At 60.1% G+C, this 14,447-nt stretch carries 15 protein-coding genes; 12 read left to right on the forward strand and 3 right to left on the reverse strand.

Annotation, left to right across the window (positions count from 1 at the left end; genetic code table 11):
* Positions 1-214 precede the first annotated feature (214 nt).
* From rpsP to CKW11_RS16050, 5 genes are all read left to right on the forward strand, one after another.
* Entirely contained in the window at positions 215-466 is a 252-nt protein-coding gene (gene rpsP, locus CKW11_RS16030; protein ID WP_003185073.1) for a 30S ribosomal protein S16, read from the forward strand.
* 5 nt (positions 467-471) lie between these two features.
* On the forward strand, positions 472-1,008 hold the full coding sequence (gene rimM, locus CKW11_RS16035; protein WP_095138288.1) for a ribosome maturation factor RimM: 537 nt from the start codon (positions 472-474) through the stop codon (positions 1,006-1,008).
* Positions 1,009-1,011: 3 nt separating this feature from the next.
* Positions 1,012-1,764 (forward strand): tRNA (guanosine(37)-N1)-methyltransferase TrmD, encoded by a 753-nt coding sequence (trmD, locus tag CKW11_RS16040; protein ID WP_095138289.1) that lies wholly within the window; start codon positions 1,012-1,014, stop codon positions 1,762-1,764.
* Positions 1,765-1,809: 45 nt separating this feature from the next.
* On the forward strand, positions 1,810-2,160 hold the full coding sequence (gene rplS, locus CKW11_RS16045) for a 50S ribosomal protein L19 (RefSeq protein ID WP_003175895.1): 351 nt from the start codon (positions 1,810-1,812) through the stop codon (positions 2,158-2,160).
* Positions 2,161-2,307: 147 nt separating this feature from the next.
* Positions 2,308-2,721 (forward strand): acyl-CoA thioesterase, encoded by a 414-nt coding sequence (locus CKW11_RS16050; protein WP_007908981.1) that lies wholly within the window; start codon positions 2,308-2,310, stop codon positions 2,719-2,721.
* 100 nt (positions 2,722-2,821) lie between these two features.
* On the opposite strand, the gene CKW11_RS16055 is transcribed toward CKW11_RS16050, so the two are convergent.
* Positions 2,822-4,630 (reverse strand): sodium:proton antiporter, encoded by a 1,809-nt coding sequence (locus tag CKW11_RS16055; protein WP_095138290.1) that lies wholly within the window; start codon positions 4,628-4,630, stop codon positions 2,822-2,824.
* Between the two features lie 108 nt (positions 4,631-4,738).
* Between CKW11_RS16055 and xerD the strand changes: the two genes are divergently transcribed.
* The 7 genes from xerD (at position 4,739) to CKW11_RS16095 (ending at position 12,029) form a co-directional block, all read left to right on the forward strand.
* A complete protein-coding gene (xerD, locus tag CKW11_RS16060; RefSeq protein ID WP_007967784.1) occupies positions 4,739-5,635 on the forward strand; it encodes a site-specific tyrosine recombinase XerD in 897 nt (298 codons plus the stop codon).
* A gap of 298 nt (positions 5,636-5,933) precedes the next feature.
* Positions 5,934-6,665: a bifunctional protein-disulfide isomerase/oxidoreductase DsbC gene (gene dsbC, locus CKW11_RS16070; protein WP_095138292.1), complete on the forward strand. Its 732-nt coding sequence runs from the start codon at positions 5,934-5,936 to the stop codon at positions 6,663-6,665.
* Between the two features lie 131 nt (positions 6,666-6,796).
* Complete coding sequence (locus CKW11_RS16075) at positions 6,797-8,101, forward strand: homoserine dehydrogenase (protein ID WP_095138293.1); 1,305 nt, start codon at positions 6,797-6,799, stop codon at positions 8,099-8,101.
* 66 nt (positions 8,102-8,167) lie between these two features.
* Positions 8,168-9,577, forward strand: a complete 1,410-nt coding sequence (gene thrC, locus CKW11_RS16080; RefSeq protein WP_095138294.1) for a threonine synthase — start codon at positions 8,168-8,170, stop codon at positions 9,575-9,577.
* Between the two features lie 119 nt (positions 9,578-9,696).
* Positions 9,697-11,061, forward strand: a complete 1,365-nt coding sequence (locus CKW11_RS16085; protein WP_095138295.1) for a transporter substrate-binding domain-containing protein — start codon at positions 9,697-9,699, stop codon at positions 11,059-11,061.
* Between the two features lie 116 nt (positions 11,062-11,177).
* Complete coding sequence (locus tag CKW11_RS16090; protein ID WP_095138296.1) at positions 11,178-11,585, forward strand: response regulator transcription factor; 408 nt, start codon at positions 11,178-11,180, stop codon at positions 11,583-11,585.
* Between the two features lie 162 nt (positions 11,586-11,747).
* Positions 11,748-12,029 (forward strand): DUF3509 domain-containing protein, encoded by a 282-nt coding sequence (locus CKW11_RS16095; RefSeq protein ID WP_041063178.1) that lies wholly within the window; start codon positions 11,748-11,750, stop codon positions 12,027-12,029.
* Positions 12,030-12,204: 175 nt separating this feature from the next.
* Here CKW11_RS16095 and CKW11_RS16100 read toward each other — a convergent pair whose 3' ends face one another.
* Together CKW11_RS16100 and CKW11_RS16105 are read right to left on the reverse strand one after the other, a co-directional pair.
* Positions 12,205-13,164: a TIGR02285 family protein gene (locus CKW11_RS16100; RefSeq protein WP_256582080.1), complete on the reverse strand. Its 960-nt coding sequence runs from the start codon at positions 13,162-13,164 to the stop codon at positions 12,205-12,207.
* Positions 13,112-14,311, reverse strand: a complete 1,200-nt coding sequence (locus tag CKW11_RS16105; RefSeq protein ID WP_095138297.1) for a CaiB/BaiF CoA-transferase family protein — start codon at positions 14,309-14,311, stop codon at positions 13,112-13,114. The genes CKW11_RS16100 and CKW11_RS16105 overlap by 53 nt, the downstream gene beginning before the upstream one ends.
* Positions 14,312-14,447 lie beyond the last annotated feature (136 nt).

Raw genomic sequence — 14,447 nt, forward strand, 5'->3', positions numbered from 1 at the left:
CAAGGACGCAGGATCAACAGCAAACCCGCACTCGGCGGGAGCTGACTGGCCGTTTTCATCGACGGCTCTATATGCAAATCCGCACGGCATGCCATAGGCGCCGGAAAAAGTCATTTGCAAAAGTCCGGATATTCCTTAGAATATGCGGCCTTTCGGGCACCCATGCCCGCTGTGCATTTAGATTTGCAGCACCGACTACAGGAACGATGTTCACATGCTAACAATCCGTCTTGCCCTTGGCGGCTCCAAAAAGCGCCCGTTTTACCACCTGACCGTAACCGACTCGCGTAACCCGCGTGACGGCTCCCACAAAGAACAGGTTGGCTTCTTCAACCCTGTTGCCCGTGGTCAGGAAATCCGTCTGTCCGTGAACCAAGAGCGCGTAGCCTACTGGCTGAGCGTTGGTGCACAGCCTTCTGAGCGTGTTGCTCAGTTGCTGAAGGAATCTGCCAAGGCTGCAGCCTGAGCAGTATGAGCGCGACGCCAGAAAAAGCTGATGACCTGATCGTTGTCGGCAAGATTTTTTCGGTTCACGGCGTTCGCGGCGAGGTGAAGGTCTTTTCCTTTACCGATCCGATTGAAAACCTGTTGGACTACTGCAACTGGACGCTTCGGCGCGAAGGCGTGGTGAAACAGGTCGAGCTGGTCAGCGGCCGATCCACTCAAAAGGATCTGGTTGCCAAGCTCAAAGGCCTCGACGATCGCGATGAAGCCCGTCTTCTGAGCGGTTATGAGATTTGCATCTCGCGAAGCCTTTTGCCCAACCTGACAGGCGACGAGTACTACTGGTACCAGTTGCAGGGTCTGAGCGTCATCAACCAGGACGAGCAATTGTTCGGCAAGGTTGATCACCTGTTGGAGACCGGCGCGAACGATGTATTGGTGGTCAAGCCCTGCGCGGGCAGCCTGGATGATCGCGAGCGGTTGTTGCCCTATACAGAGCAATGCGTGCTGGCAATCGACCTGGATGCAGGCGTGATGCGGGTGGAATGGGACGCGGACTTCTAAGCAATGGCCAGCCTGCGCGTAGACGTCATTACGCTGTTCCCCGAGATGTTCTCGGCCATCAGTGAGTACGGCATTACCAGTCGTGCGGTCAAACAGGGGCTGTTGCAGCTGACCTGTTGGAATCCGCGGGATTACACGACGGATCGGCATCACACTGTGGACGATCGCCCGTTTGGCGGTGGTCCGGGCATGGTGATGAAGATCAAGCCCCTGGAAGATGCTCTGGTTCAGGCCAAGGCAGCAGCCGGGGAGGCGGCGAAGGTGATTTACCTGTCCCCCCAAGGCCGTCAACTGACTCAGTCGGCGGTACGCGAGTTGGCAAGATCGGATGCATTGATCCTGATTGCCGGCCGCTATGAAGGCATTGACGAGCGCTTTATTGAGGCTCATGTCGATGAAGAGTGGTCGATTGGTGACTATGTACTGTCTGGCGGCGAGCTGCCGGCCATGGTCATGATCGATGCGGTTACACGACTGCTGCCCGGAGCTTTAGGGCATGCGGATTCCGCTGAGGAAGATTCCTTTACGGATGGTCTGCTGGATTGCCCGCACTACACCCGACCTGAGGTGTATGCGGATCAGCGTGTTCCCGACGTGTTGCTAAGTGGCAATCACGCGCATATCCGGCGTTGGCGTTTACAGCAGTCCCTTGGTCGGACCTATGAACGACGCGCCGATCTTCTGGAAAGCCGCTCGCTTTCTGGAGAAGAGAAGAAGCTGCTCGAGGAATACATCCGCGAGCGGGACGATAGTTAACAACGTATCGATGGTAGATCAGTTGATTTACCTTAGGAGCACAGCATGACCAACAAAATCATCCTTGCACTCGAAGCAGAGCAGATGACCAAAGAAATCCCTACCTTTGCCCCAGGCGACACCATTGTCGTTCAGGTGAAAGTGAAGGAAGGCGATCGTTCCCGTCTGCAAGCGTTCGAAGGCGTTGTAATCGCCAAGCGTAACCGCGGCGTGAACAGTGCGTTCACCGTTCGTAAAATCTCCAACGGTGTTGGCGTAGAGCGTACTTTCCAGACCTACTCCCCGCAGATCGACAGCATGGCTGTTAAACGTCGCGGTGACGTACGTAAAGCCAAGCTGTACTACCTGCGCGACCTGTCGGGTAAAGCAGCTCGCATCAAGGAAAAACTGGCTTAAGTCCAGCTTCCGATGCAGAAAAAAGCAGCCTACGGGCTGCTTTTTTGTTGCCCGCAATAAACTGCCCTCACTATGTAGGAGCTGCCGAAGGCTGCGATCTTTTGATCTTGCTGTTTTCGGGAGCCCCCGATTTACGAGCAATAACCCATGACCACCCGTGACCAGGAAATCCAGCGCCGCACCGAACTCTCGGTGACCCGCGTGACCAAAGCCGTTTTCCCGCCGACCACCAACCACCACAACACCCTCTTCGGCGGCACCGCGCTGGCGTGGATGGACGAAGTGTCGTTCATCACCGCCACCCGCTTCTGCCGCCTGCCACTGGTGACTGTTTCAACCGACCGCATCGACTTCAATCACGCGATCCCGGCCGGCTCCATCGTCGAGCTGGTCGGTAAAGTGATCAAGGTCGGCAATACCAGCCTCAAGGTCGAGGTGGAAGTGTTTGTCGAGAGCATGAGTTGTGATGGCCGCGAGAAGGCGATTCATGGGCAGTTCAGCTTTGTCGCTATTGATGATGACAAGCGGCCGGTGCCGGTGCTGCCTGGGTTTGCAGCCTGATCTGAAATCGAGTCGTGGCCTTCGCGAGCAAGCTCGCTCCCACAGTGTCCGGGGTGAACACAAAACCTGTGGGAGCGGGCTTGCTCGCGAAGGCGTCAGCTCAGGCACCGCTGCTCTCAGGCTGAATCAACGCCAACAACGTCCACCCGGATCCCGGTTTCAAAGCGGTCTCCGGCGTCACCACATGTACCCAGCCGCTGTCATCGCGCATGAACAGCAGCGTCGCCCGATTGCCATGCAGTGCCTGGTAATCCTCCCAACCGAACCCGTCCGTCAGTGTCGTGCTGTAGACCTCGGCGCCGTTGCTGATCAGGCTGGCCAGCTTGGCGTAGGTCAGCGCCTCGCTCCCCAGTTGATTGCCGCGATGTTCCAGGCTTGCCCGATGCTTGTCACTGCGACGACTTTCCTGACCGCTGGCCAGACCGAATAAACGCTGATGACCGAACTCGTGGCGAAAGCGCATCGCCGCCAGGGTGTTCAGTTCGCCCGACGGCGATAGCGCCAGCAGATGCCCCAGCCCCACCAGATCCAGATGCGCATCGGCATGCTGCGAAGCCGGGTTGCCAAAGTACGTCGGCAAACCCTCCATGCGCGCCGCACGAATATTCTCCCAGCTCGAATCGGTCAACAGCACGCGGCTGCCCAGTTGCTGCAACGATTTACCCAACAGACGCGCCGGGCCGTTGGCGCCGACGATCAGGAAGCCGCTCGGCGCCGGTTCAGCGACGTTCAGCAAGCGTGCCAGTGGTCGAGCGGTTGCACTTTGCAGCACCACGGTGCCGATGATCACCGCGAAAGTCAGCGGCACCAGCAGCAGCGCACCTTCGTGTCCGGCCTGATCCAGGCGAATCGCGAAAATCGCCGACACCGCCGCCGCCACGATCCCGCGCGGGGCGATCCAGCACAGCAAGGCGCGTTCACGCCAGCTCAGGCTGGAACCTGCGGTGCTCAACAGCACGTTCAACGGGCGTGCGATCAGTTGAATCACCAGCAACAGAATCAGCACCAACGGCCCGAGGCCGATCAGGGCATGCAGATCCAGCCGCGCCGCCAGCAGGATAAACAACCCGGAAATCAGCAGCACGCTGAGGTTTTCCTTGAAGTGCAGGATGTGCCGCACATCCACGCCCTTCATGTTTGCCAGCCACATGCCCATCAGCGTTACCGCGAGCAAGCCGGACTCGTGCATCACCTGATTGGACGCAATGAAAATCCCCAGCACCGCCGCCAGCGAGGCGAGGTTGTGCAGGTATTCCGGCAGCCACTGGCGACGGATGACGGTGCCTAGCACCCAGCCGCCGAGCACCCCGAATACGCTGCCGCAGACAATCACGCCGCCGAAGGTCAGCAGGCTCTGTTCGAGGCCGTTGCCCTCTGAGCGGGCAATGATGAAGCTGTAGACCACCACCGCGAGCAGGGCGCCAATCGGGTCAATGACGATGCCTTCCCAGCGCAGGATGTTGGCGATCGAGGCTTTCGGCCGCACCACCCGCAGCATCGGCACGATCACCGTCGGCCCGGTCACCAGCGTCAGGCTGCCGAACAGGATTGCCAACAACCAGTCGAAGCCGAGCAGGAAGTGCGTCGCGACGGCGATGACTACCCAGGTGACGAGCGCACCAAGGGTCACCAGCCGATGCACGACGCTGCCGATCTCGCGCCATTCCGACAGGTGCAGAGTCAGACTGCCCTCAAACAGGATCAACGCTACCGCCAGCGACACCAGCGGCATCAGCAACGGGCCGAACATTTCCTGCGGGTCGAGCCAGCCCAGCACCGGCCCGGCGAGAATCCCGGTCAGCAACAGAAACAGAATCGCCGGCAGCTTCAGGCGCCACGCCAGCCACTGGCAACCCAGCGCCGCGGCGCCGATCCCGCCAAATGCCAAGAGAATTTGCTGCTCGTTCATTGATGCTCCCTGTTCCTTGAATTAGCGGGCTATGAAAGACTAGCGGCCATTCCTACAGTTCACTCTACATTTGCGCACAGCCCCGGAGGTTGTGTGTCTTGAGCGCCCATGCCTGCCATCGACCATCCACTGATTGACCAATTCCTCGACGCCCTGTGGCTGGAAAAAGGCCTGTCCGATAACACTCGCGGCGCCTACCGCAGCGATCTGGCGCTGTTCAACGGCTGGCTGCAGGAGAAAAACCTCGAGCTGATCAATGCCGGTCGCGAGTTGATCCTTGACCACCTGTCCTGGCGACTGGAGCAGAACTACAAACCGCGCTCCACCGCCAGATTTCTCTCCGGTGTACGTGGCTTTTATCGCTATCTGCTGCGGGAAAAGCTGATTACGGTCGATCCGACCTTGCGCGTCGATATGCCGCAACTCGGTCGGCCGCTGCCCAAGTCGTTGTCGGAAGCCGACGTCGAAGCGCTGCTCAAGGCGCCGGATCTGAGCGAAGCCATCGGCCAGCGTGACCGCGCCATGCTTGAAGTGCTGTACGCCTGCGGGCTGCGGGTGACCGAACTGGTGAGCCTGACGCTGGAGCAGGTCAACCTGCGTCAGGGCGTGTTGCGGGTGATGGGCAAGGGCAGCAAGGAGCGCCTGGTGCCGATGGGCGAGGAGGCGATTGTCTGGGTCGAACGCTACATGCGCGATGGCCGCAGCGAGCTGCTCGGCGGACGGCCCAGCGATGTGCTGTTTCCCAGCCAGCGCGGCGAGCAGATGACCCGCCAGACTTTCTGGCACCGGATCAAGCATTGGGCCAAGGTCGCCGGGATCGGCAAGTCGCTGTCGCCGCACACCCTGCGCCATGCGTTTGCCACGCACCTGCTCAACCACGGCGCCGATCTGCGGGTGGTGCAGATGTTGCTGGGTCACAGTGATCTGTCGACAACGCAGATCTACACCCATGTGGCCCGCGCGCGCCTGCAAGACCTCCACGCCAAACACCACCCTAGAGGCTGATGCAAAGCCAGCTTTTTGTGGCGAGGGAGCTTGCTCCCGCTGGGGTGCGAAGCGCCCCCAAAATCTGTCAGTCGCATCGGTTGTGCAATATCTACGGCTGCTGCGCAGCCGAGCGGGAGCAAGCTCCCTCGCCACAGGGGAATTTGAGTCACCCTGCAGCGAGTGTCTGGCGACAGGCGCATTCGGCCATGCGAGCCTTATGTGGTAGGCTTTGCCGGTTTGCACGATGGACGGTTATGACCCGGTGTTCCGGCACGGGCGTTCTGACCGTTTCATTTGTCCGCCTTCAGGAGTTCTCATGCGTCTGACCCAGATTTTCGCCGCCGCAGCCATTGCGTTGGTCAGCACCTTTGCCGTCGCCGATGACGCGGCCGACAAAGCCATTCGTCAAAGCCTGGAAAAACTCGAACTCGAGGTTCCGGTCGAAAGCATCAGCACCAGCCCGTTGCCGGGCATGTATGAAGTCAAGCTCAAGGGCAGCCGCGTGCTGTACGCCAGCGCCGACGGCCAGTACATCGTTCAGGGCTATCTGTTTCAGCTCAAGGACGGCAAACCGGTCAACCTGACCGAGAAGACCGAACGCCTGGGCATCTCCAAGCTGGTCAACGCCATCCCGGTGGCCGAAACCGTGGTTTACCCAGCCGTGGGCGAGACCAAATCGCACATCACCGTGTTCACCGACACTACCTGCCCGTACTGCCACAAGCTGCACGCCGAAGTGCCCGAGCTGAACAAGCGCGGCATCGAAGTGCGTTACGTGGCGTTCCCGCGTCAGGGTCTCGGTTCGCCGGGTGACGAGCAACTGCAAGCCGTGTGGTGCTCGACCGACAAGAAAGCCGCCATGGACAAAATGGTCGATGGCAAGGAAATCAAGGCCGCCAAGTGCGCCAACCCGGTTTCCAAACAGTTCGCTTTGGGCCAGTCGATCGGCGTGAACGGCACACCGGCCATCGTTTTGGCCGACGGACAAGTCATTCCGGGCTACCAGCCGGCGCCACAAGTCGCCAAACTGGCGCTGGGCGCCAAGTAATTCGCATCGTCACGGTCAGCCTTTGACGATCATGGTCCGGCGGTAACTTCGCCGGGCCATTAATAGAGAGCCGCGAACACGCGGTTGTTTTCCGGCCGACCTTGCGTCGGCCGTTTCATGGGGAGTTCACAGTGAATCCGGTCAAAGTAGGCATCTGTGGGTTAGGGACCGTCGGTGGCGGTACCTTCAACGTACTTCAGCGCAACGCCGAGGAAATTGCTCGTCGTGCCGGGCGTGGGATCGAAGTGGCACAAATTGCCATGCGCACGCCAAAGCCTCAGTTCCAGACGACCGGTATTGCGATTACCAACGATGTCTTCGAAGTGGCCACGAACCCTGAGATCGACATCGTCATAGAGCTGATGGGCGGCTACACCGTTGCCCGCGAGCTGGTACTCAAGGCCATCGAGAATGGCAAGCATGTGGTCACCGCGAACAAGGCACTGATTGCCGTTCACGGTAATGAGATTTTCGCCAAGGCACGCGAGAAAGGCGTGATCGTGGCATTCGAAGCGGCCGTGGCCGGTGGCATTCCGGTGATCAAGGCGATCCGTGAAGGCCTGTCCGCCAACCGCATCAACTGGGTCGCCGGGATCATCAACGGCACCGGTAACTTCATCCTCACCGAAATGCGCGAGAAGGGTCGCACCTTCGAAGACGTGCTGGCCGAAGCGCAAGCGCTGGGCTACGCCGAAGCCGATCCGACCTTCGACGTCGAAGGCATCGACGCCGCGCACAAACTGACGATTCTGGCTTCCATCGCGTTCGGCATTCCGCTGCAATTCGATAAGGCCTACACCGAAGGCATCACCAAGCTGACCACCGCTGACGTGAACTACGCCGAAGCGCTGGGCTACCGGATCAAGCACCTCGGTGTGGCGCGCAGCACCGCTGCCGGCATCGAGCTGCGCGTACACCCGACGCTGATCCCGGCCGATCGCCTGATCGCCAACGTCAACGGCGTGATGAACGCCGTGATGGTCAACGGTGACGCCGCCGGTTCGACGCTGTTCTACGGCGCCGGTGCCGGCATGGAGCCGACCGCTTCGTCGGTGATCGCCGACCTGGTGGACGTGGTTCGCGCCATGACTTCCGATCCGGAAAACCGCGTGCCGCATCTGGCCTTCCAGCCGGACGCGCTGTCGGCGCACCCGATCCTGCCGATCGAAGCCTGCGAAAGCGCCTACTACCTGCGCATCCAGGCCAAGGACCATCCGGGCGTACTGGCTCAGGTGGCGAGCATCCTCTCGGAGCGCGGCATCAACATCGAGTCGATCATGCAGAAGGAAGTCGAGGAACACGACGGTCTGGTACCGATGATCCTGCTGACCCACCGCGTGGTCGAGCAGCGCATCAACGATGCAATCGCCGCCCTCGAAGCCCTGGCCGGTGTGAATGGTCCGGTTGTACGGATCCGCGTCGAGCACCTGAACTAAGTCGTTGTCCTACAATGGCCCCGTGAAAGGGGCCACTGTTGTGCACACTCTCCATTGGAGTCAGTCATGCGTTACATCAGTACCCGCGGCCAAGCACCGGCCCTGAATTTCGAAGACGTCCTGCTGGCCGGTCTGGCCACCGACGGCGGTCTGTACGTCCCGGAAAACCTGCCACGTTTCACCCAGGAAGAAATCGCTTCCTGGGCCGGCCTGCCGTATCAGGAGCTGGCTTTCCGCGTCATGCGCCCGTTCGTGACCGGCAGCATTCCTGACGCGGATTTCAAAAAGATCCTCGAAGAAACCTACGGTGTGTTCTCGCACAGCGCCGTTGCGCCGCTGCGTCAGCTCAACGGCAACGAATGGGTGCTGGAGCTGTTCCACGGCCCGACCCTGGCGTTCAAGGACTTCGCCCTGCAACTGCTCGGTCGTCTGCTCGATTACGTGCTGGAAAAGCGCGGCGAGCGCGTGGTCATCGTCGGCGCTACCTCCGGTGACACCGGTTCGGCCGCCATCGAAGGCTGCAAACACTGCGAAAACGTCGACATCTTCATCCTGCACCCGCACAACCGTGTGTCCGAAGTGCAGCGTCGGCAGATGACGACGATTGTCGGCGAGAACATCCACAACATCGCCATCGAAGGCAACTTCGATGACTGCCAGGAAATGGTCAAGAACAGCTTCGCCGACCAGAGCTTCCTCAAGGGCACACGTCTGGTGGCGGTCAACTCGATCAATTGGGCGCGGATCATGGCCCAGATCGTCTACTACTTCCACGCAGCCCTGCAGTTGGGTGGCCCGGCGCGTTCGGTGTCGTTCTCGGTGCCGACCGGCAACTTCGGCGACATCTTCGCCGGTTACCTGGCGCGCAACATGGGCCTGCCGATCAACCAGTTGATCGTCGCCACCAACCGCAATGACATCCTGCACCGCTTCATGAGCGGCAATCAGTACGTCAAGGAAACCCTGCACGCCACGCTGTCGCCGTCGATGGACATCATGGTTTCGTCGAACTTCGAACGCCTGCTGTTCGACCTGCACGGTCGCAACGGCGCGGCCATCGCCGGTTTGATGGATTCGTTCAAGCAGGGCGGTGGTTTCAGCGTCGAGCAAGAGCGCTGGACCGAAGCCCGCAAGCTGTTCGACTCGCTGGCCGTGGATGACGCGCAAACCTGCGAAACCATCGCCGAAGTCTACGCGCAGTGCGGCGAAGTGCTGGACCCGCACACCGCCATCGGCGTCAAGGCCGCGCGCGAATGCCGCCGCAGCCTGGACATCCCGATGGTGATCCTGGGCACCGCACATCCGGTGAAATTCCCGGATGCCGTGGAGAAAGCGGGTGTAGGAAAAGCTCTCGAACTGCCTGCACATCTTTCTGATTTGTTTGAGCGAAACGAGCGCTGCACCGTTCTGCCAAACGAGCTGAAAGCCGTACAGGCCTTTGTCAGCCAGCATGGCAACCGTGGCAAGCCGCTGTAAGCCGAAAAAGCTGTCACATTTTGAAGCCCGTCTCCTGACGGGCTTTTTTGTTTCTGCTGCCACACTGCTCGGGTTTTCGCCCATGAAGGACGGGTGAGTCGATCACGAAGGAAGTGGCAATGCTGTTTGAGAGAGGATGGAAATACACCCTGAAGCGGGTTTTTCTGTTGTGCCTGTTGGTTGGCTGGCGCATGGGCGTTGCGGCGCATCTGGCGCATGATGAAGAGCAGTTGAACATCGGCACCGTTGTGCTGAGTGAAGCCGAGCAGCAATGGGTTCGCGATAACCCGACGGTGATCGTGGCGGCGGAGCAGTACCCGTTGTACCTGTTTCTGGATGAGCATGGTCATTGGAGCGGCTTGAACAACGATGTGCTCAAACGCATCAGTGCCATGACCGGGTTGCAATTCGTTTACCGGGAGTCGTTTTCCACCGCGCAGATGCTCGAGCGCCTGGAAACAGGTGCCGCAGACATGAGCACGACCCTGGCGATGAATGATGAGCGCCGTTTGAGTCTGGATTTCAGTCATGCCTTTGGCGGTGCCGGCTGGGTATTTGTCGGCCGCGCCGGCGAGCCTGGAGTGCAATCGCTGGAGCAGTTGGCCAAACGGGTGCTGGTATTGCCGGGGCGGCACGCGCTGGAGGGGGTGATCCGACGCGATTATCCGTCCATCGAATTACGTTCGGTGAAAACCTATGCCGAGGCACGGGCGCTGGTCGAAAGCGGTGAGGCCTATGCCACCATCGAAAATGAAATCGGTGCGCAGCTCTATCCCTCGGGCTTGCTGAAGGTTGGCGAGTTGCTGGAGGGAAAATGGGAGGCGGATCTTCTGGCCGTGCGCAAGGGCCAGCCGCAATTGCTGAGCATCCTGAACAAGGCGCTTGAAGCGTTCCCGGCTTCCGAACTCCGGGCCATTCGCCTGAACTGGCTGGGCGGCATCGGGCCGAAACCAGCCGCTGCGGGCTGGCAACACTGGTCCCGGCCGAGCTACTGGGGCGTGTTTGTGGTGGGGGCTTTTTTCGGGTTGTCGCTGTTATGGCATCGGCGCATGGCGGCGCTGATCAAACAGCATCGGGACGTGCAGAGCCAACTCGGCGATCAATTGGTTTTCCAGCGCGCGCTGATAGACGCCATGCCTGACCCGGTGTTCGTCCGCGACCTGGAAGGACGCCTGATCCTCTGTAACAAAAGCTACGAAGAGGCGTTGTCGATCCGTTTTGAACAGGTGCAGGGATGCCGACTGATCGACGTCGATGCCTTGCCGCGTGCCACCGCCGGCATGCTGCATGAGGAGTTCATGATTCAGCTGAGAACCCGCCGAACCCGTTTCAGCAGACGCCGCCTGCAATTCAAGCATGGCAATCGGGACATCTATCAATGGACGGTGCCGTTTTACAGTGCCAATGGGGAGTTGCGAGGCCTGCTCGGCGGGTGGACGGACATCACCCGGCGTGACGCGGCAACGGGGGGACATCCGCATTGATATAGGGAAATTTCCTATATCACGCGCCTCCTTTTCCGATGGGGGACTGAAGGAGGCTGCCCTAAAGTGGACAGCAACTGCGGACGAGTCCGCGATTGCCGTTTCAGAGGTCGTCCATGCGCTCGCTCAAAGTACTGATTCTCGAACCCGATCCTTATCGAATGATGGCGTTGCACCAGATGCTCAATGCGTTCGGTATCTATGACGTACTCACGGCGCCATCGCTGGCCTCGGCACGTTGCTCGCTGGAGCGTCGCACCCGGGTCGACATTGCGATCTGCGATCCGCAGTTGAAAGGCGGGGAAGGCCTGGCGCTGATCCACCATCTGGCGGCCGAAGGGGAGGCCAATGCGCTCATTCTACTGGGGCGTGTAGCGCCGGGCTTGCTGAGCGATCTCGAAAGCCTGCTGCAAACACACGAGGTGACGCTGCTGGGGCGCCTGCAAACGCCGGTTTCGGCCGTGCTGATGCGCGGGCTGCTGGACAGCTACCTGCAAGCGGCAGCCCATCCAGCGGGGGCTTGAGCCGACGGTTATGTTTCTGTCATCTTCACCGTGCATGCTCTGACAGACCGCTAACTGCTCCGGGAGCAGCGCGGTATTCAGAACTTTCTTCTCGGGCCGGTGGTCATTTATTGTGAACACGCCCCAGGCACAATGTTTTCGGACTATTGAGTGGAGATCGAGATGGAAAGTATCAGTCTATTGCTCGGTGAGGCTCTGAGCCCGTATCAGGTGACGTTGACTCCATGTGGCGCCCATGGCGAATGCCTGGTAACGCTCAAGAACAGCAACGGCGCCCTCGTGGTGGAGCGCGAATTCAATCAGGCGCAGTTGACCGACAAACGCCTGCTGACCGATGTGGTCGATGGTTTGCACCGTGACGTCCTGATCGCCGAAGGGCGACTGGAGCCCTGTGTCATCGCGGCCTTGCGCAATGCGGCGCTGGATAAGCGTGCGGCGTTGTAAAGATGAAATATTTTTTGTGGGAACCTTCCTGCATCCCCGTCAGTCAGACCCCATAACAGCAGGATCAAGCATTGTGCTCCGGTGCTTGTCGCTTGCTGCTACGGGTCTTTAAGCAGACCGCGTTTAACCCCGAGTTGTCTCCCCACTGCTCGGGGTTTCTTTTTGCCCGCAGGTTTTATTGCGCGGTCTGTTGCTCGAAAAAAATCCGCGCCTGTTGCAGGTAATCCGTGCGCATTTCGGGGTCCAGCCAGTCGGCATACGACTGGCTCAGTTGCTCGTGGAGCAGGGTACGCAGCAGTTGGTTGATCTCACTGATTGCCTGACGGCCCTGGGGCGTATCGGAACATCCGACGTAACCCGACAGATACTTGCCGGTGCCGCGAATCGGAAAGAACACCAGTTCGTCTTCGGCAATTTGCGCCTGCTGCGCCTGATAGCGGATCTCCGGCCAGTAACCCAACACCACCTGCAGACGCCCCAGGCGCTGCATCGACAGCAGGCTGCTCAGGGCGTCGTTGCCGTAATGCGGCGTGAGCGAACCGTCGGGAGCCTGCTTGAGCAGCGCGTCGAGATACTCGCCGTAACTGCGCTCGGCGACGACTCCGATCTTGATCTCGCCATTGGCCAGAAATGCCGGCAGATCGACTTCGCCGTCGATCAGGTACGGCGCCAGTACGTCGCGATCCTTCTGACGCACCACCAGACCATTACTGACAGCACGAAACGCCGGGACAGAGAAAGTGATCCATTGCGTGCGCTCCTTGCTCCAGATCAGCGACGGATCGCAGGTGAAGGACGGCTCGTGCAGCATCTGCATGCCGCGGGCGCGATTGACCCGCATCAGCGTGTGTTCGTATTGCGGCATGCCGGCGATCAGCATCGGCATCAGTTGATCGATGACGCCCTGGCCCTTTTTCGGGCCTTCGAAGATGGTCAGGGGCGGCAGGTCGCGCAGCAACCAGACCAGCGTGGGTTTCGCTTGCGCCCAGGCGGGCAGGGCGAGCAGAAACAACAGGCCGAACAGCCGCCACGTCCACCAGTGGTGGGCGCGGTTGGCGTCCGATGTCTGCCGATGTTTCAGCTTAGATAGCTCCGTCTGCGCGCAACCGGGCGATCTGCTGTTCGTCGTAGCCAAGATCGTGCAGTACCTGCGCATTGTGTTCACCGAGCTGCGGCCCGACCCATTCGGAAGTGCCCGGTGTCTCGGAGAGTTTCGGCACGATGCCCGGCATCTTGAAAGGCTTGCCGTCCGGCAGCTTGGCCTGCAGGAACATTTCCCGGGCGAGGTACTGCGGATCGCTGAACATGTCCTCGGCACTGAAGATCCGGCTGGCCGGCACTTCCGCCTGATTGAGCAGGTCGAGCACGCTTTGCAGCGGCAGCGAATTGACCCAGCGGTCGATCACGCCATACAACTCGTCGCGGCGACTGTCGCGCCCGTCGTTACTCGCCAGTGTCGGGTCGTTGGCCAGATCCTCGCGGCCGATGATCAGCATGAAGCGTTTGAAGATCGCGTCGCCATTGGCGCCAATCTGCACGTGCTTGCCGTCGGCGCTGGTGTGGATCGATGACGGCGTGATGCCCGGCATGATGTTGCCGGTGCGCTCGCGGATGAAGCCGAACACGTCGAACTCCGGCACCATGCTTTCCATCATGGCGAAAATCGCCTCGTACAACGCGACATCGACCACTTGGCCGAGACCGCCGTTGACCTCGCGATGACGCAGCGCCATCAGCGCACCGATCACGCCCCACAGCGCGGCGATCGAATCACCGATGGAGATCCCGGTGCGCACCGGTGGCCGGTCTTCGAAGCCGGTGATGTAGCGCAAGCCGCCCATGGACTCGCCGACTGCGCCGAAGCCCGGTTGATCTTTCATCGGCCCGGTCTGGCCGAAACCGGACAGACGCACCATCACCAGCTTCGGGTTCAGCGCATGCAGGGTTTCCCAGCTCAGCCCGAGTTTTTCCAGCACGCCGGGGCGAAAGTTCTCGATCAGGATGTCGGCTTCGCCCAGCAGTTTTTTCAGAATCGCCAGGCCCTCGGGGTGCTTGAGGTTCAGGGTCAGCGACTTCTTGTTGCGCGCCTGGACGAACCACCACAGCGAGGTGCCTTCATACAATTTGCGCCACTTGCGCAGCGGATCACCGCCGTCGGGCGATTCGATCTTGATCACTTCGGCGCCGAACTCGCCGCAAATGCGCGAGGCAAACGGCCCGGCAATCAACGTACCCAATTCAATGACTTTCACACCGCTGAGCGGTTTGTTGGCGAACGGCATATTGAATCCTGTAGGACAAGGCTGAGCGGATACAGCGTTTTAACATAGCCGGCTGTCAGACGCCGCAGGTTGATCGCCATCAATTCGATGATTGCCTACGGCATCGGTTAGACTTGCCGACTTTCCTCGTATCAAG

This window comes from Pseudomonas sp. Irchel s3a10 (assembly GCF_900187525.1).
Lineage (GTDB): Bacteria > Pseudomonadota > Gammaproteobacteria > Pseudomonadales > Pseudomonadaceae > Aquipseudomonas > Aquipseudomonas koreensis_G.

Excerpts from the sequence above, each read along its gene's own strand:
- rplS (WP_003175895.1), top strand. The coding sequence starts at position 1,810 with ATGACCAACAAAATCATCCTTGCACTCGAAGCAGAGCAGATGACCAAA.
- CKW11_RS16050 (WP_007908981.1), top strand. The coding sequence starts at position 2,308 with ATGACCACCCGTGACCAGGAAATCCAGCGCCGCACCGAACTCTCGGTG.
- CKW11_RS16105 (WP_095138297.1), bottom strand. The coding sequence starts at position 14,311 with ATGCCGTTCGCCAACAAACCGCTCAGCGGTGTGAAAGTCATTGAATTG.
- rpsP (WP_003185073.1), top strand. The coding sequence starts at position 215 with ATGCTAACAATCCGTCTTGCCCTTGGCGGCTCCAAAAAGCGCCCGTTT.
- trmD (WP_095138289.1), top strand. The coding sequence starts at position 1,012 with ATGGCCAGCCTGCGCGTAGACGTCATTACGCTGTTCCCCGAGATGTTC.
- CKW11_RS16055 (WP_095138290.1), bottom strand. The coding sequence starts at position 4,630 with ATGAACGAGCAGCAAATTCTCTTGGCATTTGGCGGGATCGGCGCCGCG.
- xerD (WP_007967784.1), top strand. The coding sequence starts at position 4,739 with ATGCCTGCCATCGACCATCCACTGATTGACCAATTCCTCGACGCCCTG.
- rimM (WP_095138288.1), top strand. The coding sequence starts at position 472 with ATGAGCGCGACGCCAGAAAAAGCTGATGACCTGATCGTTGTCGGCAAG.
- CKW11_RS16085 (WP_095138295.1), top strand. The coding sequence starts at position 9,697 with ATGCTGTTTGAGAGAGGATGGAAATACACCCTGAAGCGGGTTTTTCTG.
- CKW11_RS16095 (WP_041063178.1), top strand. The coding sequence starts at position 11,748 with ATGGAAAGTATCAGTCTATTGCTCGGTGAGGCTCTGAGCCCGTATCAG.
- thrC (WP_095138294.1), top strand. The coding sequence starts at position 8,168 with ATGCGTTACATCAGTACCCGCGGCCAAGCACCGGCCCTGAATTTCGAA.
- CKW11_RS16090 (WP_095138296.1), top strand. The coding sequence starts at position 11,178 with ATGCGCTCGCTCAAAGTACTGATTCTCGAACCCGATCCTTATCGAATG.
- dsbC (WP_095138292.1), top strand. The coding sequence starts at position 5,934 with ATGCGTCTGACCCAGATTTTCGCCGCCGCAGCCATTGCGTTGGTCAGC.